The following is a 23697-nucleotide window of genomic DNA, read 5'->3' as shown; positions in this document are numbered from 1 at the left end:
CATAATCTCTGGAGTTCGCGAGGGGAGTCGCGAGGGGAGGGACGAACACGTGGAACAGCAGAAGGAGCCGCCACAGGAGCCGCAGGAGCGGCCCCGGGGGCACTCGTGCCCGGAGTGCGGAACGCCCAGGGAGGCGGACAACACGCCCTCCTGCGCCTGCGGATCGCGGGCGTCCGACGCCCTGCGCGACGCGCGTACGGCACAGGCGGCAGCGGCGGAGGACTTCGATCCGCTGCGCATACGGCCGTACGTCGACCTGGACGGGGCCGGGGAGCCCGGGACGCCGGGGACGCACGGGACGCCGGGGGCGGTGGCGCCCTCGGGGGCCTCCTCGTCCGGGACACCCGCGCCCGGAGCAACCACGTCCGGAGCACCCGCGTCCGGGACGCCCACGTCCGGAACACCCTCCTCCGAACCGGCGTCCGCGGCGGCCCCGTCCGCGTCCGTGCCGCCCTCTCCGCCCGACCCGGACGCCACCATGACGCTGCGCGCCGTCGGCGCCGAGCCGCCCGGCGCGACCACGGAGACGACCTCCACTCTGCCCACGCCCCTGGCACCCTCGGCCGGCGCGCCCAGCGCACACGACCTGCGCCTGTTCGAGACCTCTGCCGACTCGTCCGCCGCCCCCTTCGTGTCCGTGCAGCCCGTGGAGCCCGGTGCGGACGGTACCGGCGGACGTCCGCCGCGCAGACGGCGCCGGAGCGCCCTGCTCAGTGCCGCGGGAGCGGTCGTGGTCGTGGTGGGCGCGGCCGGGTACGCGAGCGGTCTGTTCTCCTACGAGACGCCCTCGCGGGACGGGGCGCTGCCGGACGAGGTCCGGGCGAGTGTGCCGGACCCGTCGACCAGTGAGGCTTCCGCGACCCCCGAGTCGAGCGCACCGTCGGCCCCGGAGACCTCCGCGTCGCCGCCCCCGTCCGCCTCCGCGTCCCCCAGCTCCAGTCCGTCGCCCTCGCCGTCCCCGTCGGCGTCGAGCGCCTCTCCCACGCCGTCCCCGTCGGCCGAACCGACGCAGAGCACGACGACCAAGCCCGCCGACGAGCCCACGCAGGAGTCCGAGGACGACGACCGCGCCCCCGACGGAGGCGTGCCCCTGCACCGCGGCGACCGGGGACCCGAGGTCGTCGAACTCCAGCAGCGTCTGACCCAGCTGCATCTCTACACCGGCGACATCAACGGCAACTACAACCGTCAGGTCGAGGACTCGGTCCGCACCTACCAGTGGGCCCGCGGCGTCCGCGACGACGAACTCGGCGTCTACGGACAGGACACCCGGCGCCGGCTGGAGTCGGAGACACGGGAGCCGTAGGCGACGTTCACGGGCGCATCCGCCGGGGCGTTGCGGTCCGCCGGGGCGCTACGGTCCGCCGGGGCAGCCGTACGGTCCTCCAGGACCGCTACGGTCCGCCAGGGCGTTGCGGTGAGCAAGGCCGTTGCGGTGAGCAAGGCCGTTGCGGTGAGCAAGGCCGTTGCGGTGAGCAAGGCCGTTGCGGTGAGCAAGGCCGTTGCGGTCAGCCCGGAAGTCACGGTCCGCCGGGGCGATACCGCGTCGTCCCGGCCCGCACCGGCCGTCAGCCGATGTGCAGCCGCAGCGTCCCGTCCGCGCCGGCCTCCACCCGTACCCGCGTCAGGTCCTCCACGACCACGTCGGGCCCGTGGACACCTGCCCGCGGACCGACGCCCACGACCTGCATCCCCGCGGCGCGCGCGGCCGTGATGCCGGCGCCGGAGTCCTCGAAGGCGATGCAGTCACCGGGGGCGATGCCCAGCTCGGCGGCGCCCTTGAGGAAACCCTCGGGGTCGGGCTTGCTGGCGCCGACCGACTCGGCGGTGACCCGCACGTCCGGCTGGGCGAGCCCGGCGGCGGCCATCCGCGCGGTGGACAGCGGCACGTCGGCCGAGGTCACCAGGGCGTGCGGCAGCCCGTGCAGCGAGGCGAGGAACTCCGGCGCCCCGGGGATCGCGACGACACCCTCGGTGTCGGCGGTCTCCTCGGCGAGCATGCGGGCGTTGTCGGCGTGGTTCTGCGCCATGGGCCGGTCCGGCAGCAGCAGCGCCATCGAGGCGTAGCCCTGCCGTCCGTGGACGACCTTCATGACCTCGTCGCCGTCCAGCCCGTGCCGGTCGGCCCAGCGCCGCCAGACGCGCTCGACGGCGGCGTCCGAGTTGACGAGGGTTCCGTCCATGTCCAGCAGCAGGGCACGGGCGGTGAGAACGGTGGTGGTGGCCGTCATCGGCAGACTCCAAGGCGCGGGGAGGGAACAAGGCGGCCCCGCCCGCCGGTCAGGGAGAACGGGTGGGAGCCACTTTGTTCATCCACGGTACAAAACAGACCGGGGATCGCGCCACCGCACCGCCCGACGTTCACGAACCGTTCAGTTCACACGTCCACGAACCGTTCAGTTCACACGCCACCGGCCGGCACGGCACCGGACCCGCCCGGCCGACACTCAGCCGGCGATCGCCTCCCACAGGCTCCACACCCCGAGGCCCAGCATGAGCAGCGCCGCGACCTTCGTGATCAGCGCCAGCGGCACCCGCTTCATCAGGGCCTTTCCGCCGACGATGCCGAGCCCGGCCACCGCCCACAGCGCGAGCACCGCGCCGAGGCCGACGGAGAGCGGGTCGTCGTAGCGGGCCGCGAGGTTCGCGGTCATGATCTGCGTGAGGTCGCCGAACTCGGCGACCAGGATGAGCATGAAGCCCGCCCCGGAGACCTTCCAGAAGGACTGGTCCTCCGGCTTGCGGATCTCCTCGTCCTCGTCGTCCTTCTTCATCAGCAGCACGGCGGCGCCGCCCAGGAAGAGCACACCGGTGACCGCGTGCACGATCTGCTGCGGCAGCAGGGTCAGCACGCTGCCGGCCGCGACCGCGAGCACGACGTGCAGCAGGAAGGCGGCGGCCACGCCGGCGAAGACGTACGAGGCCCGGTAACGGGTGCCGAGGACGAGGCCGGCGAGCGCGGTCTTGTCCGGCAGTTCGGCGAGGAAGACGACGCCGAAGACGACTGCCGTCACGGTCAGGCTGATCAAGGGATCCTCTATCGGTCGGGGCCGCCCCACCGAGAGTGCTGGTCCTGCGCTGCGGACACCTCGGCACGGCAGCACACGGTCGCCCCCGCCGTACGGCACGGGCGTGCACTGCTTGCCGAAGGTCTCGCTGGCCGGCCCCGCGTGCGAGGCCTGCCTCCGGGCGCCGGCTCAGACGAGCTGAGCAGTATGTCGACGGTCCGGCGAAGAGCTACTCCCCTTCTGCGCCGTCCATAGTACGCGAGCCCCGCCGGCGTGCCCGAGGGGCGAAAGTCCCGGGACGTTCCGTCACGAGTCCCGTCGCGCCCATAGACGTGCCATGCACACGTCACTAACTTCTTACCGACCGCACACCTGTACGCCATGCGGCGTCGCGAGCATTCCCCTGCCCGCGTCCCAACACCCCCACAATCCAAGGGAGTTCGCATGCCGAAGTTCTACGCGCGTCGACGGCTCGCCACCCTCGCCGCGTTCACCGGACTCATAGCCTCCGCCGGGCTCCTCAACGGCCCGGCCGCCTCCGCCGCCCTCCCCACCCCGGTCAGCGCCGCAACCGCCCGCTCCTACCTCGCCTCCCTCACCGTGGAGACCGAGAGCCGCACCGGCTACGACCGCGACCTCTTCCCGCACTGGATCACGCAGTCCGGCTCCTGCAACACCCGCGAGACCGTCCTCAAGCGCGACGGCTCGGGCGTCGTCACCGACTCCTCCTGCGCCGCCACGAAGGGCAGCTGGTACTCCCCCTACGACGGCGCCACCTGGTCCGCCGCCTCCGACGTCGACATCGACCACCTCGTCCCGCTCGCCGAGGCCTGGGACTCCGGCGCCGGCTCCTGGAGCACCTCCCGGCGCCAGTCCTTCGCCAACGACCTGACCCGTCCCCAGCTCCTCGCGGTCACCGACAACGTCAACCAGTCCAAGGGCGACCAGGACCCGGCCACCTGGATGCCCTCGCGCAGCGCCTACCGCTGCACATACGTCCGCGCCTGGGTACAGGTGAAGTACTACTACGACCTCTCGGTCGACTCCGCCGAGAAGTCGACGCTGCAGAACAACCTCGCGAACTGCTGACGTCCCGTCCATCGCGTGTTCGGCGCGGAGCCTCCCCGTCGGCCTCCGTCGTTCCGTACCGTACGGGGCGACGGAGGAGGGGATCACCATGGCCGGACTGCGCCTGGGACCACTGCTGAGATACACCGACGGCTCGTCGGCGACCATCTGGGTCGAGACGAACCGGCCCTGCACCACCGAGGTGCGCTGCGCCGACGGCGCCCGCGGCACGACCCGCACCTTCCAGATCGCGGGCCACCACTACGCCCTGGTCCCGGTGAGCGGCCTGACACCCGGCACGGCGACGGAGTACGAGGTGCTCCTCGACGGCGCCCGCGTATGGCCGCCGCCCGACTCGCCCTTCCCTCCCTCGGTGATCGCCACGTCCCCGGCGGACGAGGGCATGCGCGTCGCCTTCGGGTCCTGCCGCTGGGCAGCGCCGCCGGCCGGCGAGAAGGACCCGGTGGGCCCGGACGCGCTGGACACCCTCTCCACCCGCATCGCGGCCGACCCGGAGGGCACACGACCCGACGTACTGCTCCTGCTCGGCGACCAGGTGTACGCCGACGAGATCTCCGACGCCACACGCCGCTGGATCGCCGGCCGCCGCGACCTGTCCGAGCCTCCGGGCGAACAGATCGCGGACTACGAGGAGTACACCCGTCTCTACGACGAGTCGTGGAGCGACCCCCATGTGCGCTGGCTGCTGTCCACCGTCCCCAGCTGCATGATCTTCGACGACCACGACGTCATCGACGACTGGAACACCTCCGCCGCCTGGCTCGCCGACATGCGGGCCACGGACTGGTGGCGTGAGCGGCTGCTGAGCGGGCTGATGTCCTACTGGGTGTACCAGCAGCTGGGCAACCTCTCCCCCGACGAGCTGGCCGCCGACCCCCTCTACCAGGCCGTCCGCGAGGCCCCCGACGGCACCGACGCGCTCCGTACGTTCGCCGCGCGGGCCGACGCCGACCCGGCCGCCGTCCGCTGGAGCTACCGGCGCGACTTCGGCCGCGTACGGCTGGTGATGGTGGACTCCCGCGCGGCCCGCGTCCTCAAGGAGGACAGCCGCACGATGCTCGACCCGGGCGAGGCCGCCTGGCTGCGCGAACAGCTCCTGGAGGAACGGGACTCCTACGACCATCTGCTGATCGGCACCTCCCTGCCCTGGCTGCTGCCCCACCTCGTGCACGACGTGGAGGCATGGAGCGCCGCGATGTGCGTCGGCGAACGGGGCGCGCGCTGGGCCAGGCTCGGGGAGCGGATCAGGCGCGGGGCCGACCTGGAGCACTGGTCGGCCTTCCCGACCTCCTTCGACTCCCTCGCGGACCTGATCGCCGAGGCCGGTACGGGGCCCGGGGCGCCCGCGACCGTGAGCGTGCTGTCGGGCGACGTCCACCACGCCTACGTGGCCGAGCCGTCCTGGCCGGGCCGCACGCCCGACGCCATGGTGGCCCAGCTGACCTGCTCCCCCGTCCACAACTCCGTGCCGCTCTCCATCCGTCTCGGCTTCCGCTTCGGCTGGAGCGCCCCGGCGCGTGCCCTCGGGCGGCGCGTCGCCCGGCACGGACGCTGTGCGCCGCCGGCGGTCGGCTGGCGCAAGACCGGCGGGCCCTGGTTCGGCAACCAGCTCATGACGCTGACCCTGCGGGGGAGGTCGGCCCGGCTGCGCCTGGAGCAGGCGCGGGCGGAGCGCGACGGGACGACCGCCCTGCGGCTGGTCGCGGACAGGGAGCTGGCGTAGGCCGGGGGCGGAGCCGGGTATGAATCAAGTCACATCGGCGGGCTCCGCCGCTTTTGTGGGAGCGCTCCCACCTGCGGTGGCTGTCCCGGGGAGAGGGTGACCACGCGTCAAGCCATGGCCAAATGTTGAACTTGCAAGTACTCATTAGGCTCACCTAATGTGGGCGGCCCACTCGGTTTCGTCCCCCACCGGCCTCGACGGGCCGGCCCGACCGAAGGAGCTCCCCCCACATGTCCGGACGCCTCAACAGCGCCCAGCCCTACGCTCTCGGCCTGTTCCGCATAGTCGTCGGCCTCCTCTTCGCCTGCCACGGCGCCGCCTCCCTCTTCGGGGTCCTCGGCGGCGCGTCGGGAAGCGGCGGCACCATCGAGACCGGCACCTGGCCGGGCTGGTACGCGGCCGTGATCCAGTTGGTCGGCGGCGGCCTCGTCATGCTCGGCCTCGGCACCCGCGCCGCCGCGGTCGTCTCCTCGGGCTCGATGGCCTACGCGTACTTCAAGGTGCACCAGCCGGGCGCCCTGTGGCCGATGGAGAACGGCGGCGAGGCCTCCGCCATGTTCTGCTGGGCCTTCCTGCTGCTGGCCTTCACCGGCTCCGGCGCCTTCGGCCTCGACCGCCTGTTCACCCGGCGCACGTCCGAGCAGGAGAAGGCAGCCGTGGAGCGCCAGACACCGGTCACGGCCTGAGCCGAACCGGAACGGCGCCTTCCCTGAAGCGGGGGGCGCCGCTGACGCTCCTCTCCGCCGACGATCGCCCCACTCGTGGCGCGTGTGCGTCCCTTCGGGCGTGCATCCCGTCGGGCGTGCATCCCGTCGGCGTGCATCCCGTCGGCGTGCACCCCGCGTGCGCACCTCGTGGGCGCGCATCCCACGTGCGCACCTCGTGAGTGCGCATCCCACGGGACGCGCACGCGGGCGTGAATGCCCATTCGCGGGTGAACGCTCCGTGGCGAACACACGAGGCCCCTGTGAATCGTCTGTCACACCCCGGGCGTACGCTGTATGGCTGTCATCGGCCGCTCCTGCCGTCCCCGCGTCTCGCGGCATGGCCCGGCCCACGGGGGAGTAACGGGGAGTTGTGGTGGTCGAGAGTCTCGGCAGTATCGGTTCGCTGGTCAGCAGCCCATGGATCTATGCGCTGGTGGCCGTCTCGGTGCTCCTCGACATCTTCCTGCCGGTGCTGCCGAGCGGTGTCCTTGTGATCACGGCGGCCACGGCGGCGGCCGCGGGCTCGGGCGCGGGCGCGGCGGCTGCCGGGCGGGTTCCGCAGGACGTCCCCGACATCCTGGTCCTGACGCTGTGCGCGGCGACCGCCTCGGTCCTCGGCGACCTCGCGGTCTACCGCCTCGCGTGGCGCGGCGGGCCGCGCCTGGACCGCGCGATCGCCCGTTCCCGTCGGCTGACCACGGCGCAGGAACGTCTCGGCGGAGCCCTCGCCCGAGGCGGCGGCGCCCTCGTCGTGCTGGCCCGTTTCGCCCCCGCCGGCCGCTCGGTCGTCTCCCTCGTCGCCGGCACCGCCCACCGCCGGATCCGCGAGTTCCTCCCCTGGTCCGCCCTCGCCGGACTGGCCTGGGCCGCCTACAGCGTCGCCCTCGGCTACTTCGGCGGCCAGTGGCTGGGCGCGACCTGGCTGGCGGCAGGGGTGTCGCTGGTGGCGCTGTTCGGCGCGGGGGCGGGGGCCGCGTACCTGATGCGCCGCCAGCCCCGACCGACGGAAGCTTCGTAGAACGCCGGGTCCACCGCACGGCACGCACATAGGCCTTGCGGCAACAGCACACGGGAGCGCACCGAGCGGAGGCCTCCGGCACACGGGCCCCACGGAGCCTCGTACCCGAGCAACGGCTCCGCGCACACAGGCCCACCGAGCCCCGAACCCGAGCAACGACCCCCGGCGCACGGCACGCGGCACACGCCACACGGCGCGGCACACGGCACACGCCACACGGCGCGGCACACCCCACACGGCGCGGCACACCCCACACGGCGCGGCACACGGCACACCCCACACGGCGCGGCACGCCACACGGCGCGGCACACGGCACACGCCACACAGCGCGGCACGCCACACGGCGCGGCACACGGCACACGCCACACAGCGCGGCGCACGGCACACACACGGCGCGGCGCACGGCACACACACGGCGCGGCACGCGGCACGCGGCACGCGGCACGCGCAGACCCTACGGAGTCGCGGACCGCGTAAAGAACCCTCGCCCCCAGCATCCGCAGGCCCACGGAGCCGCAAACCGCGCGAAGCCCCCTCACATCCGGCAACCGCAGGCCCGCGGAGCCGCAACCCGAGGAAAGGCCTCCGGCACGCACCCACGGACCACGGACGACCACGGACCACGGATGTCACGCTGCCGGTGTCACGAGGCCCGCCGCGCGCCTCCCCGTACCTCCAGGCCGGCCAGCAGATCAGCCGTGGCCCCGGCGATGGCCTCCACGGCCTGTTCGAAGACCTCCTGGTTGTGCGCGGCGGGCGCACGGAACCCGGAGACCTTGCGCACGTACTGCAGGGCGGCGGCCCTGATCTCGTCCTCGGTGGCCTCCTCGGCCAGCACGGGCGGACGCAGTGTCTTGATGCTGCGGCACATGACGTCAGTCTCCCCTCTCCAGGTCCACACGCCAGTCGTTCGATCTGATCCAGTGGCCCTTCGGATACTCGAAGTCGGCCTGTCCGAGCAGGGCGAACCCGGCCCCGCGGCAGACCGCGTTGGAGGCGGCGTGGTCGACGCTGGGGAACGCGTGCAGATAGCGGTGCGTCCCGTCGGTACGGGCCGCCTCCCGCACCGCACGGGCCGCCCGCACGGCGAGCCCCCGTCCCTGGAACTCCGGCAGCACCGCCCATCCGGTCTCCCAGACCTCCGCACCCTGCCAGGTCCGCTGCCAGTACCCGATCGAGCCGACGGTCTCACCGCCGTCCGCCAGGGTGACCCGGTACATCCGCCCCGGCCCCAGCTCGGCGTACCGCCGGTGCCGGGCCGCGAGCTGCTCCTCGGTCTCCGGGCCGCCCAGGTGCGCGGTCATCTCGGGGCTGTTGGTCCTGCGCAGCAGCCACAGGTCCACCTCCGCCCAGGGGACCAGGCGCACCCGCTCCCCGCCTTCTCCCGCCCGCTCGTCCACGCCATCCATGCTCTTCACGGTAGGGCAGGGGTCTGACAGTCGGCCCCGGTGGCGGCGGCCACCCTTTCGCGTGAACCATCGAAGGGAACGCGCGCCTCAAAATCGAACAGGCGTATCATTGGCACGTGGCTACGACCTATGATTTCCCCAGTGACCTCCTCGCCGGTCAGGAGGAACTGCATCAGGTCCGGGCCGAGCTGTCGGCCCTGCTGAAGAGACTTCCCTGGTCCGTCGAACCGCTCGACGGATTCAGCGACGAGAACGGCTGGCGCAAGGTCGAACGGCCGGCCTCCCCCGGCTGGTCGGCGGACGAGCAGGCCGAGGTGGAGAAACTCCGACAGCGCGAGCGCGAACTCGCCGTGTTCGTCAGCACCCATCGCTACTGGTCGGAGATCACCGGCCCCGACCAGGTGAGCGCCCGCTCGGAGCTGAAACGCGCCCACGAGGCCCCGGCCGGAAACACCCCGCCCGAGGACGCCTGACGACTCGCTCATCTCAGTGATATCGGCGTTCCGGGGCTCATCCGCGAGGAGACCACCAGAGGGGGGACCATCAGCGGGGGGACCACCAGCGGGGAGGCCGCCGGCAAGCGCACACGCGAGAGGCCCCCGGAGATCTCCGGGGGCGTCTCGCCCGACGACAGCGGCGCCGGTCCTGGTGGGCGCGGACGGTTTCGAACCGCCGACATCCTGCTTGTAAGGCAGGCGCTCTACCCCTGAGCTACGCACCCAGGACGAGTCGACAGCCTACATGGCCCGGGGCACTGCCCGGCAAACGTGTTGACGCCCATACCACCTCGGCCGGGCGGCCGGGGGTTAACCCCACCCTCGATCCGGTAGCGGCCCGGATCCCGGCGCAGGCCCGTGCTCCGTACGGTCGAAGAGCCTCGTCGAACAAGGGCCTCTTCCGCTCCGGAAGGGCCGGACGCGGCACCTCGTAGCCGTCCCAGGGGGAGATCGTCATGGCCGCCCGCACCGTTTCCGCTCGCACGTTCGCCGCCGTCGGCGCCGTCGCCGTTCTCGTGGCGGGTCTCAGCGCCTGTGCCTCCGCCTCGGACGACAAGGACCCCGAGCACCGGTCCTTCGCCCTTCAGGGCCGCACCCTCACCGTCGACTCCGACGACTCCGCCCTGGAGATCGTCGCCTCGGACGACCACACGTCGGGGAAGGTCGAGGTCACCCGGTGGTTCTCCGGATCGGTCGCCGTCGGTTCGGATCCCGAAGTGACCTGGAAGATGGACGACGACCGGCTGGTGCTGCGCATGAACTGCTCCGGCGTGGTCGCCGACTGCGAGGCCAGGCACCGCATCGAGGTGCCGCGCGGCATCGCCGTCAAGGTGAAGGACGGGGACGGCAGCGTACGGGCACGGGGGTTCCGGGACGCGCTGAACATCCGTACCGGCGACGGGTCCGTGCACGTCACCGACTCCACCGGCCCGCTGGAGCTGCGCACCGGTGACGGGTCCGTGCGCGCGGAGGTCTCCTCGCGCCGGGTGAACGCGCACACCAACGACGGCTCGGTCCGTCTTGAACTCGGCACCGTGCCCGACCTGGTGGAGTCCCGCACCGGCGACGGTTCCGTGACGATCACGCTGCCCCGGGCCACGTACAAGGTGTCCACCGAAACCGGTGACGGCGGGGTCGACGTGTCCGTCCCGCGGGACGACGCCAGCAGCCATGTGGTGAACGCCCGGACCGGTGACGGCAAAGTCACGGTCCGAACCGCGAACTGACCGGCCCGTGTGTTCGTCCCTTACGGGTGGGAGAATGAACCCGGGCAGGACGGACGACACGGGAGAGGGATGTGACGGCGACACCATCGCAGCCGTACTCGCCGATGGTGGCGCGCGCGCAGCGCCTGCCGCACCGCCCCGACCGCCGCCGCGCGCCCGGCCCGGTCCGTGACGCGCTCACTCTTTTGGGCCTGCCGCTCCTCGCCGTGCTCGCGCTGCCCGCCGCGTTCGCCGGGGGCGGCACCCGGCGCTGGTTCGGCGGGCGGGCCGAGAGCCAGCGGGCGGAGGCGCAGGCCGCGAAGGACGACGCTGCGGCCGCCTTCTACGACCTGGACACCGCCCAACGGGACCTGCGGATCTCGATAGAGACGATCGCGGCCGTCGACGCCTCCCCCGCCGCCCGGCGCGCGGTCACCGACTTCGAGGCGCTCGGCCGGCGGATCGACGAGGTCAGTCACCAGTACATCAGCGCCGTCGACGCCCACGACCTGGACCGGGACGATCTGGAGGCGTCGGCCGCCGCCCGCGCCCGCGGCGAACTGACCGCCGCCAAGAACGAGCTCGGCCGAGTCAAGCAGGAACTGGACCGCTTCGCCGACGGCCTCGGCCCTCTGCTCGGCAAGGCCGAGACCCAGCTGGCCCGGCTGGCGCCCACCGTCGAACGCGCCCGGCAGGCCCTGCTCGCCGCCTCCAACGCCCTGGACGCCGCACGGGAAGCCGGACTGAAGGCGGACGACCTGGCCGCCCGGCTCGCCGCCCTCGGTCCGGAGCTGACCCGGCTGAACCAGGGCGCGGGGCAGCACGGCGTGCCCCAGACCCTCGAGCGGGCCGAACGGGTCACCCGGGAGGCCGAGTCGGTCCGCGCCGAGGCCGAGCGGCTGCCCGAGCGCGCCGCCGAGATCGACCACCGGCTGGTCTCCCTGCGTACCCGCGCCCAGGCCCTGACCACCCGCACCGAACAGGTCGAACCGGTACTGAGCGAGCTGCGGCGGCGATTCACCGCCGCCTGCTGGCAGGATCTCCAGCAGGTGCCGGACCAGGCCACCGAATCGGTCCGGCAGGCCGAGCGGAAACTGACCGAGGCCCAGACCGCCCGCGACGAACAGCGCTGGCCCGACGCCACCGCCCTCCTGTCGACGGTGCGAGCGCTGCTGAATGCGACCGACGAGGCCGTCTCGGCCGCCGGAGACCGGCTGCGGCAGCTGAACGCCGTGCAGAAGGACCCTCAGCAGGAGATCGAGCGCACCCGTTTCGCCATCCGTGACGCCCAGCGCCTGGCCATGGCGGGCCGCAACACCCCCGACCCCCGTCACGCGCGTCCGCTGGACGACGCCGTGGCCCGGCTGGAACGGGCGATCACCACGCTGGAGGGCCGCCACCCCGACTACTGGCACTTCCTGACGGAGACCGAAGCGGTCCGGCAGACGGTGGCCGGCGTGGTCACCCGAATCCGGGAGGAGCGCGGGGCCGGTCACTGACCGCCGAGCGACTGCGGTGATCCAGGCTCCGGGTCCGACCGGGTTTCCGCCGTCGGGCCGGGGCGCCGGGCCGGGCCGGTTAACCTGTGCGCATGCCTCGCTACGAGTACCGCTGCCGGAGCTGCGGCGACACCTTCGAACTGAGCCGTCCCATGGCCGAGTCCTCCGCTCCCGCCGCCTGTCCGGTGGGCCACGACGACACGGTGAAGCTGCTGTCGACGGTCGCGGTCGGCGGTTCGGCCTCCGCGTCGGCCCCGACACCCTCGTCGGGTGGCGGAGGCGGCTGCTGCGGCGGAGGCTGCTGCGGCTGACCTACCGGCCCAGGTGGTTGCCGGTGCCGTGCCGGTGCGACCGCGCCGGCACTTCGGCCTTGCCCAGCTGCCTTCGGCCCCTTCGGCGCCCTTCAGCTCCTCTCAGCTCCCCAGATAGCGCAGCACCGCCAGCACTCTGCGTGAATAGCCCTCACCCCCGGTCAGTTCCAGCTTGTCGAAGATCGCGTTGATGTGCTTCTCCACCGCGCTCTGGGAGATGTGCAGCCGCCGCGCGATCGCCGCGTTGGTGTGGCCCTGCGCCATCTCGGCCAGCACGTCCCGCTCCCGCGCGGTGAGCCGGGCGAGCAGGTCGGTGTGTGTCGTGCGGCCGAGCAGCTGACGGACGACCTCCGGGTCGAAGGCCGCGCGGCCGGCGGCCACCCGCTCCAGCGCGTCCAGGAACTCGTCGACCTGGACCACCCGGTCCTTGAGCAGATAACCCACTCCTTCCGTCTCACCGGTCAGCAACTCCGTCGCATACCGCTTCTCGACGTACTGCGAGAGCACCAGCACCCCGACTTCCGGCCAACGCTCGCGTATCTCCAGGGCCGCGCGCAGGCCCTCGTCCGTGTGCGTGGGCGGCATCCGGACATCGGCGACGACCACGTCCGGCGGATCCTCGGCGACCGCCTTCAGCAGCAGCTCGGCATTGCCGACGGCCCCGAGCACCTCGTGCCCCTCCTCCGCCAGCAGCCGCACCAGCCCCTCCCGCAGCAGGGTGGAGTCCTCGGCGAGGATCACCCGCATGGCAGCTCCGCGGCCACGAGGGTGGGCCCGCCCGGCGGACTGATCACACTGAGGTTGCCGTCGAGAGCCGCGACTCGCCGGGCGAGCCCGAACAGTCCGCTGCCGGCGGCGTTCGCCCCGCCGCAGCCGTCGTCCTGGACGCTCACGTACATCCGTTCCTCCTCCGCTCTGACGGCGACGCTTATACGGGTCGGCGCCGCGTGTTTGACCGCGTTCGTGACCGCCTCGCAGACGACGAAGTACGCGACGGTCGCCACGGCCTGCTCGGGCTCCTCGGCCAGGTCGTACTCCACCCCCACCGGCACGGACGCCCGCTCGGCGACCGTCTCCAGTGCCGCGCGCAGTCCCGCCTCGTCCAGCGTGGTCGGATAAATCCGCCAGGCCACCTCACGGAGCTCGTCCAGGGCGCGGCGGCTCTCGTCGTGGGCCTGGCCCAGCAGCCGGTCCCGGCGACCGGCGTCCTGACTGCGGCGGGCCCGGCCGAGCAGCATGCCGAGGGCGACGAGACGCTGCTGAACGCCGTCGTGCAGGTCTCGCTCGATGCGGCGTCGTTCGTCGTTCACCGCGTCGACGACGGCGGCGCGGCTGGCGGACAGCTCGGCGATACGCCGCTCCAGCTCCTCCTGGTGGCGGGGGCCGAGAAAGTGACGCGCCAGCTGCCCTTCCAGTCCGACCACCCCGAATATTCCTTGCACGGCGAGGAACACGAGGAAGAAGCCACCGAGACTGCCGAGGACGAACGAACCGGGGTTGCGTATGCCGTCCAGCAGGAGCCAGCCGTATATCCCGAAGGTGCCGTACCCGAGGCCGATGGCGGCGGTCAGCATCACCACCCCGCCCAGGACGCCCAGGGCCCAGTGGCAGGCCACGTACCGCAGTGCCCGCACATCCTCGTACGCGGGCGTGACACGGAGGTCCAGCCATATCGCCAGCCGGCCCCGTTCCAACTCAGCCAGTCTCCGCGCGCCCGCGAGGACCGGGCGCAGTACGGCACGTCGGCCGACCGGCCAGGCCGCAACCGGCAGCAGGGCCGCGCCGGCCAGCAGGGCGAAGAGCAGCTCGACGGTGGCCGTGGCGGTCCCCATGATGAGGCCCACCCCGCACCGCACTACGCGTCGCGCCATGTCTCGCATGATCGCGAGGCTAGCCGGGGGCGGCAGCGGCGCACACTGCGGAAAACCGCAATTCCCGACTGCGGTACACCGCAGTCGATCCTGCGGTCTTCCTCAGGGTCCCTTCAGCCGCGATTTTCTAGCGTGGTCGTCATGACAGCCATCGCAGCGCAGACGGCCGCGGACAGCGGTGCGGCACCGCAGTGGATCAACGACCTCATGGACGCGCTCGGCGCACCGGGCGCCGGCCTCGCCATCGCTCTGGAGAACCTCTTCCCTCCCCTCCCGAGCGAGGTGATCCTGCCGCTCGCCGGGTTCGCGGCGAGTTCCGGCCGGATGAACCTGATCGCCGTCCTGCTGTGGACGACGGCGGGTTCGGTGATAGGCGCGCTCGCGCTGTACGGGGTAGGCGCGCTGCTCGGCCGGGACCGCACGGTGGCGATAGCGGGGAAGCTGCCGCTGGTGAAGGTGTCCGACATAGAGAAGACGGAGGCCTGGTTCCTGAAGCACGGGACCAAGGCGGTGTTCTTCGGCCGGATGATCCCGATCTTCCGCAGCCTGATCTCCGTACCGGCGGGTGTGGAGCGGATGCGGCTGCCCGTCTTCCTCGCTCTGACCACGCTGGGCAGCGCGATCTGGAACACCGTGTTCGTCCTCGCGGGCTATTTGCTGGGCGACAACTGGTCCGAGGTCTCGGGCATCGCTTCCACATACTCGAAGGTGATCCTCGCGATCGCCGCCCTGGCGCTGCTGGTCTTCATCGGCATGCGTCTGATGCGGCCGGGGGCCGGCCACCGCAGGCGGGGCCGGGGCCGCGACCGCGGACAGGACATACGGCCGCCGGCCGAGGACGACGACCGCCCCGACACCCGGGGCGGGGCCGGTGCCGGGGACCCGGACGGAGGGGTCAGCGAGCCGGGCTCGCCGCGCGCAGGAACTCCCGAAGGATCCGCTCACCGGCCAGCACGCCGCGCTCGGGCAAAGCGCTGATCGCCGGAGCCGTCCAGTCGGAGTCGGCCAGCTCGCCGTGGCCGGGGCGCCATCCCCGGTCGGCGGCGAGCAGCAGGTCGGCGTCGAGGAGGGAGTCTCCGGCGGCGAGGGTGAGATCGGCGCCCGTGCGGCGGGCGACCTCGTACACGGCGGCGCTCTTGGTGAGCGGCTTGGGGACCGCGTAGATCTTGCGGCCCTGGAGAGACACCGTCCAGCCGCGGTTCTCGGCCCACACGGCGAGTTCCTTCACCCAGTCCTCGGGCAGCAGTTCGCGCTCGACGACGAGGTAGGCGAAGAGGTCCTCGGCGACCCGGTGCTTGCGCACCCACAGCGGGTCGGCGTTGTTCATCAGATGGTCGCGGACCTCGGCCAGCGAGGCGCATTCGTCGGCCAGCCGTGCGGTCACCCGCGCATGCCAGTCGAGGTCGGAGACACCGTCCACGAGCAGGTGACCGCCGTTGGCACAGATCGCGTACTTCGACGGAGGGCCGGGGAGGTTGATGCGCTGGTACTGCTTGCGGGTCCGGGTTGTGGTCGGCACGAAGACCGCCGTGTCACCGAGGTCGGTCAGCAGCCCGGCCGCCGTCTCGGTCATGTAGGAGAGGGGTCTGCTCTCGTAGACCTCGACGCACAGCAGCCGGGGTGCCCGCAGATCGGGCATGGTCAGCCCGAGCGCGGCGGCGGAGTAGATCAGCGTGCGGTCGAGGTCGCTGGCGACGAGCACCGGCATCAGAGCGCCACCGCCTTGCCGTCGGCGCCGGTCGCGCCCCGCGTGTACTTGGGGTGGATCAGTCCGACGCAGGTGTAGGGGAGGTCATCGACCTCCTCGACGGGCACGCCCCGCTGTTCGGCCAGCAGGCGTACATGGTCGAGGTCGGCGCCGGCGCCGGCCCGGGCCAGGACCTTCCACGGCACGCGGCGCAGCATCACGCGAGTGGTCTCGCCGACGCCGGGCTTGACGAGGTTCACGTCGTGGATGCCGTACTCCTCGCTGATGCGCTCGACGGCGGCCCAGCCCTCCCAGGTGGGGGTGCGGTCGGCGGAGAGGAGCTCCTTGGCCTGGGCGTCGACCGTGTCGGCGACGTCCGGGAAGCGGGCGGAGACGGCGTCGAGGAAGTCCGGCGACAGGTCGGCGCCGGCGAGTTCGCGGTAGAACTTCGCGCCGTGGAAGTCGTGCGGGCCGACCAGGTCGGCGCGGAGCACGGTGCGGGATATCAGGCCGGAAACAGTGGAGTTGAGGCAGGCGGAAGGGATGAGGAAGTCGTCGCGGGTGCCGTAGGTGCGTACACAGGAACCGGGGTCGGCGAGCACGGCGATCTCGGGATCGAAGCCGGTGACGCCGTCGGAGACCTCGAAGTCGCGCAGGGCGGCGGTGAGTTCGCGAGTGATGGCGCCCTTGCCGGTCCAGCCGTCGACGAAGACGACGTCGGCGGGGTCGTGACGGTCGGCCAGCCAGCGCAGCGCGTTGGCGTCGATGCCGCGGCCCCGGACGATCGACACGGCGTAGTGAGGGAGGTCGAGACCATGACGGAACTGCGCCCAGCGGCGTATGAGAACGCCGACAGGAGTGCCCGCGCGGGCGAGGGAGACCAGGACGGGGCGGGGCGACCGCTCGGCGAGCACGATCTCGGTGACGGCGCCGACCGCGCGGGCCAGCCGGGTCGCGGACGTCTCCAGCGCCGCGTGGAAAAGCTCCTGGTACTGCTCGCTGGGCTGGTACTCGACGGGGAGCGACTCCGCGTAGTGCGCGCCGCCGCTCTGGATCGCCTCCTCGCGCTCCTCGGTCGGTGCCTCCAGCGTCACGTCCGAGAGGTCCTGGAGCAGCCAGCCGACCTCGTCGGACGCGTACGAGGAGAAGTCGGGGCCGCGCAGGGGCTCGGGCAGCATGGGAGGCCTTTCGGAGGCGTGCGGGACGTACGACGGCACGACGGCGAGCAGGACGTGCGGGACGTGGGCTGCGAGCCGCGCCAGCAGTCCGTCGGGCGTGTGCAGTGCGGGGGTGTCGGCGGCCGAGTCGACGACCGCGACGACGGCGTCGAAGCCGGCGCCCGCGACGTTGTAGGCGTAGCGCTCGCCAGGGCCGTCGGCCGGGTCGTCGTGTGCGGGGAAGACCAGGCGGGTGCGTATCGCGTAGCCGGGGTCGTCGACCGCGAGGACGGGAGAACGCGTGGTGGTGGAGTAGCGCACGTCGGCGTCGGTGGTCTGCTCCAGCGTGTGGGCCAGGCGCAGCGGGGCGTACATCAGTTCCTCGAAGCCGAGGACGAGCACGCGGCGGGTGTCTGTGGGCAGCGCTTCGGCGATCCGCTCGGCCATGCCGGGCAGGGCGCTCTCCAGCCGGTCCCGCTGGGCGGCAGTGAACCCGTGCCGTGCACCGTCGGGGACCCCATCGGGCCACCGCAGGTCGACGTGGGTGACGGAGCCGGAGGAAGTCGGGGCGGGCGCCTCGCCGACCGGGCTGTCCCGGGTCGGTTCAGCGGCACGCGTCTCGTACCGGGCGACCAGTTCCTGTCCCTTCTCCAGTACGCCCTCCGGCAGCCTGACCGTGCCCGAGGCTGCCGTCACCAGGTCAACGCGGGCGCCGATGTCCCGGGCGAATTCATCGAGCCGGCCGGCGTCGGCGGGCGAGCGCATGTCGACGAGGGCCACCACGACGTACCGCTTGCGGGGGTAGCGCTCGTGCAGGGCGCGGACGGTGTTGAGCACCGTGTTGCCGGTGGAGAACTCGTCGTCGACGAGGACCAGCGGCCCGTCGCCGGCCAGCAGCGCCGGGTCCTCGGGCAGCAGGAGGTGGGAGGTCGCGTGCGAGTGGGACTCCTCGAAGCCGCCCGCCCGGGCGACGCCGGTTACCGGACGGCGGGTGGAGTGCAGGTACGGGGCCGGGCCCAGGCCGTCGGCGACCGAGTGGCCGAGGCCGGTGGCGGTCTCCGCGTAGCCGAGGACGACCGCGCGCTCGGCCGCTTCGGCGCCGAGAAGTTCACGGACGCGCCTGCCGAGGGCGACGCCGTGGCCGTACACGACGGCGGGCGACTGCGGGACGTGCTTGCCCAGCACGTTCGAGACGAGCAGGTGCGCCCGCTTGGGGTTGCGGCGCAGGGCGAGTCCCAGCAGGCCGGTCAGTGTGTCGTCGCCGGCGAGTTCGACGCCGAGCCGCTCGGCGACCCAGCTGCCGGACCAGACTCCGGCGCGCCCCTCGGCGCGCGCCCTCTCGGTCATGTACTCGTGCCTCCCGTTGTCCACCGCGGCATGGGCCCTTGCGTCGGTCATGGATTCCTTGCGTTCAGTCGGACAGGGCGGTCAGTCGGACAGGCCGGCGGCGAGGAGTTCCACGAAGCCGATGTCCTCGTTCGCCACCCCGAAGACCTCGGCACGCAGCAGCGTCCGCTCGGCCCAGGCGCGGTGGGGTTTCACCTCGTTCATCTTGTTCGTGTAGGCGGACCTCAGTACACCCCCGCCGCCGCGTTCCGGCCGCAGGATGTCCTGGGCGTCGCTGAACTCCTCGTGGCTGACCACGGACAGCGCGTGCACGGGCAGCACGTGCGAGGGGTGGATGCAGGTCTTGCCCAGCAGGCCGTTGGCGCGGTCCAGGGAGATCTCCCGCAGCAGACCGTCCATGGCGTGTGCGATCAGCTTCTGGCGCAGTTCGACGGCCTGCACCTCCAGGAAGGGGCTCTGCCGCAGTTGCGGTTTGAACATCCTCTCCTGGACGCGGAAGTACTCCCATACCGGCCCGGTCACCGTGAAACCGGTGCCGTCGGCCCGGGCGAGCATGTTCACCACGTCGGAGATCACGGAGGCGACGATCTGGACGTCGTACGCCGTCATGTCGGGGCCCCTGCGCAGCCCGTACGAGGAGCAGAAGTCGGTGACGCCGAGACGCAGGGCGAGCACGCGGTCGCGGTACTTGTCGACCGCGCGGAAGATGCCCTCCAGCGTCTGCACGCGGGACTCCCGGTACAGCAGGTCCGGCGACTCCAGGACGGGCATGGCGAAGAGCCGGTGGCCGACGGCCGCCTCGGCGGCGGAGAGCGCCTCCAGGAAGGGCACGCCGCGTTCCTCGGTGAACTTCGGCAGCACGAAGCCGGACAGCAGCCGCACCGCGGGGCCGAGGCGCCGTACGAGGTCGGGGATCTGCTCGGGTGTGCGGACGCGGACGAAGAGCAGGGGGATGTCGTCGACGGAACGGGCCGCCAGGTCGGTGAACTGGCGGACGAGGTTCGCCTCGCCGACCGGCACGTCGGCGTCGTCGATGGAGTCCTCCAGGCACAGCACCATCGACACCACACCGCTCGCGCCCTGCTTGAGGATGTCGTCGGCGAGTCTGGGGCGGGTGGCAGGGCTGTAGAGCGTGGCGCCCAGCGCCGCGGACAGCAGCCGGGCCGGAGAGTCCGCCGTGAAGGCGCAGGGCTCCTGGTGGAAGAGACGCTTCCGCACATCAGGGGCAATCTGTCCAAAATGACGCATTAAAACTCCCCCGCGTGTCTGGGCGACCTGTGAACTGTCCAAAGGTGGCCGGTAATAGTACGTACGTATCCATGTCGGAGGTTCCCACTGGGCATGAATTCCAGGTAACCCGGCCGTGTCGACGGCGGCGACCCGAGGTGAGCGGGCACGACCCGAGTACCCGCCCCCGCGTTGTCGTGACCAGGACCGAGAGGGCAGGATGACGGCATGACGCACGCGATGCTGAAGGGGTCGAACGTCCCGCTGCAAGCCACCACGGTACGCGCCGTGCTGCGCTGGACACCCGGGCAGGGGGTCCCCGACATCGACGTCTCCGCTCTGCTGCTGGGGCCCGACGACCGTGTGCGTTCCGACGAGGACTTCGTCTTCTACAACCAGCCCCGGCATCCTTCGGGTCAGGTCTGGCGGCTCGGCAAGAAGCGGGTCGACGAGGGTCTGACCGACACGATCCAGACAGATCTCTCCGGGGTCGAGCCGTCCGTGGGCCGGATCCTGCTGGTCGCCTCGGCGGACGGCGTCGCCTTCGACCGGGTCCGGTCGCTGCGCATCCTGTTGCACGACGCCGCGGCCGCCGACGCGGAGCCGCTGGCCTACTTCGATGTCAAGCCGGAAACGGGCCAGGAGACGGCGCTGATCTGCGGCGAGCTGTACCGGCGCGGGGAGGGCTGGAAGTTCCGGGCGCTGGGTGAGGGCTACTCGAACGGGCTCAAGGGTCTGGCGACCGACTTCGGCATCTCGGTGGACGAGTCGGAGGGGGCGAACGACCCCGTGTCGGCGCCCCGGCCGGAACCCGTCCCGCACACTCCCGCCCAGTCCACGCCCGCTCAGTCCACGCCTGCCCAGTCCACGCCGGCCCCGCCAGCGGTCGGCCCCGATCAGCCGACGACCGTCCAGCCCCTCCCGGAGGTCTCGCGGCCGCTGCCCCCGGAGCAGCCCGCCGGAGTACCGGCACAGCCCGCGTACGGCTATCCGCAGCAGCCGCCGACGACACAGCCGGCCTACGGCTACCCGCAGCCGACCGGCCGGCCCGCGTACGGATATCCGCAGGCGCCCGCCGCGGCGGGGGTCACCGGCGCGCAGTCCGGCTACGGCTATCCGCCGCCGGCCACCGGGGCACCCGACCCGGACTTCCGGCTGCCACCGCAGGGGCCGCAGTTCGTCGGGCGGTAGACGCGCCGGGCGGCACGGCGCAGCCTCAGCGGTACGGGCGGAGCCTCAGCGGTACGGGCGGAGCCTCAGCGGTCCGCCTTGCTCTTGTGCCCCCGGCCCCACTGCAGGCCCCACCCGTACAGCCGGTCCAGCTCTCCCTGGAAGCCGTACACGAACTTCACCTCACGCCGGACGAAGATCTCGCCCTTGATGTTCTCGATCATCACCACGGCGCAGGACCGGGCCTGCGGATGGCGCTCGTCGAGGCCTATCTCGATGCGGGGACCGTTGCTCGGGTAGAGCGTGACGATGGCGTGCGTCCGGTCGAAGGCCGGGGTCTGGTCGTAGATGTAGGCGAAGAGCAGGAGGCGCTTTATGGCGTCCTTGTGGTCGAGGTTGACGTAGATCGTCTCGCCGGAGGCCGAGCCGAACCGGTCGTCGCCGCTGAGCTTGACGTACGGCGGGCCGTTGACGTCGCCGAGGAAGCCGCCCAGTGGCTGGACGACCCCGCGGGTGCCGTCCTGGAGCTCGTAGAGGCAGCCGAGGTCGAGGTCGACGTTGACCATGGACTGGCTGTGGCCGACGACCTCGGGCGGCTTGAGCGCCTTGAAGGGGTGCCGCAGCAGGCTCTCGCGTTGCGTGCCCATGATGTCCGAGGTCCGCATCCGCCAGGAGAGATTGACGCGCAGGTTGCCGGTCGCCGCGCCCTGCTTGGTCAGGGAGACCTGGCTGTGCCGTTTGGTCAGCTGGATGGAGTTGGTCGCCGCGCTGCCCGAGTCGAACTCGGACTCGCGACCGCGCCACAGACCGTCCAAGAAGCCCATTCCCGCCCCCACCTTCGCTCGAACCGCCGACCGTGAACCGCCGACGGGGCGGCCCCGAGGAGTCGTCCTCGTCGGCCGCCCCGCACAGAGCGTTCCTCACCCGGGCCGTGTTCACACCGAAGGAGCAGGCGCACCGGGAGCGAACCCGGCCCGGGAACAGCGGGGTTTCACACCCCGGAGGAGACCTCAGCCTTCTCCTTGCCGCCGTCTCCCCCGGCCTCGGCGAGCCGCTTGTTGCGGCGCACGGAGGACCAGAAGGAGGCGCCGATCAGGACCACGCCGATCATGCCGGTGATGAACTCGTTGATCTCGTACTGGATGGTCACCAGGAGGACGGCGGCGAGGGCGCCGATGGCGTAGTGGGCGCCGTGCTCCAGGTAGACGTAGTCGTCGAGGGTGCCCTCGCGGACCAGGTAGACGGTCAGCGAACGGACGTACATGGCGCCGATGCCGAGGCCGAGGGCCATCAGGACGATGTCGTTGGTGATGGCGAAGGCGCCGATGACGCCGTCGAAGGAGAAGGACGCGTCCAGGACCTCCAGGTAGAGGAACATGAAGAACGCGGCCTTGCCGGCCAGCTTGACGGCCGACTTGGGCTTGCCGGCGCGCTCGGCCTGCTCCTCGGCCTCGTGCTCCCGCTCCTCCTCCTCTTCGAGCTTGTCCTCGAAGAAGCCGGAGAGACCGCCGACGACCAGGTAGGTGATCAGACCCGCGATACCGGAGAGCAGGACCGTCTCCGCCTTGTCGGCGTGCGTGCCGCCGTGCTGGTGTGCGTGGGCGCCGAAGGTGATCGCGGAGACGAGCAGCACGATCAGGGCGATGCAGGCCGACAGCATGTCGACCTTGCCGAGCTTGGCCAGCGGGCGCTCCAGCCAGCCCAGCCACTTGATGTCCCGGTCCTCGAAGATGAAGTCGAGGAAGATCATCAGGAGGAACATGCCACCGAAGGCGGCGATCGACGGATGGGCGTCCGTCACCAGCTCCTGATAGCGGTCCTTGTCGGTGAGGGCGAGGTCGACGGCCTCGATCGGCCCGAGCGACGCGCTGACCGCCACGATCACGACCGGGAAGACCAGGCGCATGCCGAAGACGGCGATCAGGATGCCGATGGTGAGGAAGATCTTCTGCCAGAAGGCATTCATCTTCTTCAGGATCCCGGCGTTGACCACCGCGTTGTCGAAGGACAGCGAGATCTCCAGGACGGACAGGATCGCCACGATGCCGAAAGCGGCCCACCCCCCGTAGAAGATCGCGGCCACCAGGCCGAGCGCGGTGACCGCGAACGACCACCCGAAGGTTTTCAGAACCACTGGCTACCCAATCGTGTTTGTACGGGGCTCCCCCGCGCCGTACGCGGCTTTACGAAACGTTGACTCCGAAGTCTAGGGCGATGCCTCGGAGCCCCGACGCGTACCCCTGCCCGACCGCACGGAACTTCCACTCGCCCTGGTAGCGGTACAGCTCTCCGAAGATCATCGCGGTCTCCGTGGAGGCGTCCTCGCTCAGGTCGTAGCGGGCGAGTTCCTGGCCGTCGGCCTGGTTGACGACGCGAATGAAGGCGTTGCTGACCTGGCCGAACGTCTGGCCACGCTCGTCGGCCATGTGGATCGAGACCGGGAAGACGATCTTGTCACACTGAGCCGGCACCGTGGAGAGGTCGACCAGTACCGACTCGTCGTCGCCGTCACCCTCGCCGGTGAGATTGTCGCCGGTGTGCTCGACCGACCCGTCCGGGCTCTTGAGCTGGTTGTAGAAGACGAACCACTCGTCGCCGAGCACCCGGCCGCTGCTGCACACCAGTGCGCTGGCGTCCAGGTCGAAGGGTGCTCCGGTGGTGGAACGCGCGTCCCAGCCCAGTCCGACCAGTACCTGTGTGAGGTTCGGTGCGGCCTTGGACAGGGAGACGTTCCCTCCCTTGGCAAGCGTGACGCCCATGGTGATCCCTCCC

At 71.6% G+C, this 23697-nt stretch carries 23 protein-coding genes and 1 tRNA gene; 11 read left to right on the top strand and 13 right to left on the bottom strand.

Annotated elements, in window-relative coordinates; all coding sequences use genetic code 11:
• Window positions 1–49: 49 nt before the first annotated feature.
• Complete coding sequence (locus ACFCZF_RS10395) at window positions 50–1306, top strand: peptidoglycan-binding protein (protein ID WP_376671313.1); 1257 nt, start codon at window positions 50–52, stop codon at window positions 1304–1306.
• A gap of 262 nt (window positions 1307–1568) precedes the next feature.
• On the opposite strand, the gene ACFCZF_RS10390 is transcribed toward ACFCZF_RS10395, so the two are convergent.
• Together ACFCZF_RS10390 and ACFCZF_RS10385 are read right to left on the bottom strand one after the other, a co-directional pair.
• Entirely contained in the window at window positions 1569–2231 is a 663-nt protein-coding gene (locus tag ACFCZF_RS10390; protein ID WP_376671312.1) for an HAD family hydrolase, read from the bottom strand.
• A gap of 216 nt (window positions 2232–2447) precedes the next feature.
• Window positions 2448–3029, bottom strand: a complete 582-nt coding sequence (locus ACFCZF_RS10385; protein ID WP_376671311.1) for a TMEM165/GDT1 family protein — start codon at window positions 3027–3029, stop codon at window positions 2448–2450.
• Window positions 3030–3452: 423 nt separating this feature from the next.
• Here ACFCZF_RS10385 and ACFCZF_RS10380 point away from each other — a divergent pair, with 423 nt between their 5' ends.
• The 4 genes from ACFCZF_RS10380 to ACFCZF_RS10365 all read left to right on the top strand — a co-directional run bounded on the left by ACFCZF_RS10380 (window position 3453) and on the right by ACFCZF_RS10365 (window position 7545).
• Window positions 3453–4097: an HNH endonuclease family protein gene (locus ACFCZF_RS10380; protein ID WP_376671310.1), complete on the top strand. Its 645-nt coding sequence runs from the start codon at window positions 3453–3455 to the stop codon at window positions 4095–4097.
• Between the two features lie 88 nt (window positions 4098–4185).
• A complete protein-coding gene (locus ACFCZF_RS10375; protein ID WP_376671309.1) occupies window positions 4186–5820 on the top strand; it encodes an alkaline phosphatase D family protein in 1635 nt (544 codons plus the stop codon).
• A gap of 230 nt (window positions 5821–6050) precedes the next feature.
• Window positions 6051–6506, top strand: a complete 456-nt coding sequence (locus ACFCZF_RS10370) for a DoxX family protein (protein WP_376671308.1) — start codon at window positions 6051–6053, stop codon at window positions 6504–6506.
• A gap of 394 nt (window positions 6507–6900) precedes the next feature.
• Window positions 6901–7545 (top strand): DedA family protein, encoded by a 645-nt coding sequence (locus ACFCZF_RS10365; protein ID WP_376671307.1) that lies wholly within the window; start codon window positions 6901–6903, stop codon window positions 7543–7545.
• A 643-nt stretch (window positions 7546–8188) separates the two neighbouring features.
• Here the strand turns inward: ACFCZF_RS10365 and ACFCZF_RS10360 are convergent.
• Together ACFCZF_RS10360 and ACFCZF_RS10355 are read right to left on the bottom strand one after the other, a co-directional pair.
• Window positions 8189–8416 (bottom strand): DUF2277 domain-containing protein, encoded by a 228-nt coding sequence (locus ACFCZF_RS10360; RefSeq protein ID WP_375917339.1) that lies wholly within the window; start codon window positions 8414–8416, stop codon window positions 8189–8191.
• A 4-nt stretch (window positions 8417–8420) separates the two neighbouring features.
• Window positions 8421–8954, bottom strand: coding sequence for a GNAT family N-acetyltransferase (locus ACFCZF_RS10355; RefSeq protein ID WP_376671306.1), 534 nt, complete (start codon window positions 8952–8954; stop codon window positions 8421–8423).
• A gap of 116 nt (window positions 8955–9070) precedes the next feature.
• On the opposite strand from ACFCZF_RS10355, the gene ACFCZF_RS10350 reads away from it, so the two are divergent.
• On the top strand, window positions 9071–9427 hold the full coding sequence (locus ACFCZF_RS10350; RefSeq protein ID WP_375917333.1) for a hypothetical protein: 357 nt from the start codon (window positions 9071–9073) through the stop codon (window positions 9425–9427).
• 173 nt (window positions 9428–9600) lie between these two features.
• Here ACFCZF_RS10350 and ACFCZF_RS10345 read toward each other — a convergent pair.
• Window positions 9601–9675: transfer RNA gene (locus tag ACFCZF_RS10345), tRNA-Val, on the bottom strand.
• 231 nt (window positions 9676–9906) lie between these two features.
• Between ACFCZF_RS10345 and ACFCZF_RS10340 the strand changes: the two genes are divergently transcribed.
• The 3 genes from ACFCZF_RS10340 to ACFCZF_RS10330 all read left to right on the top strand — a co-directional run bounded on the left by ACFCZF_RS10340 (window position 9907) and on the right by ACFCZF_RS10330 (window position 12466).
• Window positions 9907–10677 carry a DUF4097 family beta strand repeat-containing protein gene (locus ACFCZF_RS10340; protein WP_376671305.1) on the top strand — a complete coding sequence of 257 codons (771 nt, stop codon included), beginning with the start codon at window positions 9907–9909 and terminating at the stop codon, window positions 10675–10677.
• A gap of 71 nt (window positions 10678–10748) precedes the next feature.
• A complete protein-coding gene (locus tag ACFCZF_RS10335; protein WP_375917328.1) occupies window positions 10749–12155 on the top strand; it encodes a hypothetical protein in 1407 nt (468 codons plus the stop codon).
• A 92-nt stretch (window positions 12156–12247) separates the two neighbouring features.
• Entirely contained in the window at window positions 12248–12466 is a 219-nt protein-coding gene (locus ACFCZF_RS10330) for a zinc ribbon domain-containing protein (protein WP_376671304.1), read from the top strand.
• 102 nt (window positions 12467–12568) lie between these two features.
• On the opposite strand, the gene ACFCZF_RS10325 is transcribed toward ACFCZF_RS10330, so the two are convergent.
• Entirely contained in the window at window positions 12569–13213 is a 645-nt protein-coding gene (locus ACFCZF_RS10325) for a response regulator transcription factor (RefSeq protein WP_193776226.1), read from the bottom strand.
• Window positions 13204–14346 (bottom strand): histidine kinase, encoded by a 1143-nt coding sequence (locus ACFCZF_RS10320; protein ID WP_376671303.1) that lies wholly within the window; start codon window positions 14344–14346, stop codon window positions 13204–13206. The genes ACFCZF_RS10325 and ACFCZF_RS10320 overlap by 10 nt, the downstream gene beginning before the upstream one ends.
• Before the next feature lie 132 nt (window positions 14347–14478).
• Between ACFCZF_RS10320 and ACFCZF_RS10315 the strand changes: the two genes are divergently transcribed.
• Window positions 14479–15315, top strand: a complete 837-nt coding sequence (locus ACFCZF_RS10315) for a DedA family protein (protein ID WP_376671302.1) — start codon at window positions 14479–14481, stop codon at window positions 15313–15315.
• Here ACFCZF_RS10315 and ACFCZF_RS10310 read toward each other — a convergent pair.
• The 3 genes from ACFCZF_RS10310 to ACFCZF_RS10300 form a co-directional block, all read right to left on the bottom strand.
• A complete protein-coding gene (locus ACFCZF_RS10310; protein ID WP_376671301.1) occupies window positions 15233–16045 on the bottom strand; it encodes an HAD family hydrolase in 813 nt (270 codons plus the stop codon). The genes ACFCZF_RS10315 and ACFCZF_RS10310 overlap by 83 nt on opposite strands.
• Window positions 16045–18528 (bottom strand): phosphoribosyltransferase, encoded by a 2484-nt coding sequence (locus ACFCZF_RS10305; protein ID WP_376671413.1) that lies wholly within the window; start codon window positions 18526–18528, stop codon window positions 16045–16047. The genes ACFCZF_RS10310 and ACFCZF_RS10305 overlap by 1 nt, the downstream gene beginning before the upstream one ends.
• An 81-nt stretch (window positions 18529–18609) precedes the next feature.
• Window positions 18610–19776 (bottom strand): HpcH/HpaI aldolase/citrate lyase family protein, encoded by a 1167-nt coding sequence (locus tag ACFCZF_RS10300; RefSeq protein WP_376671300.1) that lies wholly within the window; start codon window positions 19774–19776, stop codon window positions 18610–18612.
• Between the two features lie 207 nt (window positions 19777–19983).
• Here ACFCZF_RS10300 and ACFCZF_RS10295 point away from each other — a divergent pair, with 207 nt between their 5' ends.
• Complete coding sequence (locus ACFCZF_RS10295) at window positions 19984–20946, top strand: TerD family protein (protein WP_376671299.1); 963 nt, start codon at window positions 19984–19986, stop codon at window positions 20944–20946.
• Between the two features lie 65 nt (window positions 20947–21011).
• Here the strand turns inward: ACFCZF_RS10295 and ACFCZF_RS10290 are convergent, their stop codons facing one another.
• The 3 genes from ACFCZF_RS10290 to ACFCZF_RS10280 form a co-directional block, all read right to left on the bottom strand.
• The gene (locus ACFCZF_RS10290) at window positions 21012–21749 is read right to left on the bottom strand and encodes a Tellurium resistance (RefSeq protein WP_376671298.1); all 738 of its coding nucleotides are present in this window, start codon (window positions 21747–21749) and stop codon (window positions 21012–21014) included.
• Between the two features lie 167 nt (window positions 21750–21916).
• The gene (locus ACFCZF_RS10285) at window positions 21917–23059 is read right to left on the bottom strand and encodes a DUF475 domain-containing protein (protein WP_376671297.1); all 1143 of its coding nucleotides are present in this window, start codon (window positions 23057–23059) and stop codon (window positions 21917–21919) included.
• Between the two features lie 49 nt (window positions 23060–23108).
• A complete protein-coding gene (locus tag ACFCZF_RS10280) occupies window positions 23109–23684 on the bottom strand; it encodes a TerD family protein (protein ID WP_375917304.1) in 576 nt (191 codons plus the stop codon).
• Between the last annotated feature and the right edge of the window lie 13 nt (window positions 23685–23697).

Source organism: Streptomyces sp. NPDC056296 (assembly GCF_042268605.1).
Lineage (GTDB): Bacteria > Actinomycetota > Actinomycetes > Streptomycetales > Streptomycetaceae > Streptomyces.
This window is presented reverse-complemented; position numbering and strand designations above follow the sequence as displayed.